The sequence below is a fragment of the Neisseria sp. P0017.S009 genome (genome assembly GCF_051957375.1).
Taxonomy (GTDB): domain Bacteria; phylum Pseudomonadota; class Gammaproteobacteria; order Burkholderiales; family Neisseriaceae; genus Neisseria; species Neisseria perflava.
The window spans coordinates 1-713 of the sequence record NZ_JBQCWL010000017.1 but is presented as its reverse complement, the minus strand read 5'-3'; the positions used below and the strand labels follow the sequence as shown (position 1 = coordinate 713).

At 50.1% G+C, this 713-nt stretch carries 1 protein-coding gene; it reads left to right on the top strand.

Features of this window, described 5'->3' with window-relative positions; all coding sequences use genetic code 11:
• Positions 1–168: 168 nt before the first annotated feature.
• A partial coding sequence (locus ACTHTG_RS11140; protein WP_440360699.1) for a BRO-N domain-containing protein occupies positions 169–713 on the top strand: 545 nt, incomplete at its 3' end.

Here is a 713-nt window from a genome sequence, read left to right as displayed (position 1 = left end):
GTCCATAGTTTCCTTGGTGTTTTGCTTCGATAAAGGTTTCCTATGGCCGCGAGGGTTGTGAATACAATACCTGCTTCAGCAGGGAATAAACACGGCTCACTTTGGGAGTTTTCGAACCTCGCGGCCGCCCGTTTCGGGCAATTTCGAAAATAACCAAAGGAAACCATCATGAACAATTCAGTTCAATCTTTTAATTTCAACCAAAACCAAATCCAAGTCATCAACAAAAACGGCGAAGCGTGGTTTATCGCTTCAGAGGTTGCCGCTATGCTGGGCTACCGTGATTCATACAATATGACCCGTATCTTGGATAACGATGAAAAGGGTACTCATAATGTGAGTACCCTAGGCGGAAACCAAGATGTATCGGTTATCAACGAAAGTGGTTTTTATCACGCCGCTTTTAAATCCCGCAAACCTGAAGTCAAACCCTTCCGCAAATGGGTAACATCTGAAGTCCTGCCCACCATCCGCAAAACAGGCGGCTACCAAATCGGACAAAAAACCACCGCCGACGACCGTACCGGATTGCGCCAAGCCGTCGCCGCGCTTGTCGGACGCAAAGGCATAGACTACTCCTCCGCGTACAGCATGATTCACCAACGCTTCAATGTCGAAGCCATCGAAGACATCCCAGCCGAGAAGCTGCCCGAAGCCGTCGCCTACGTCCACGCGCTGACCCTGCACACAGGCTTGACGGGCGAAGTGTTGGA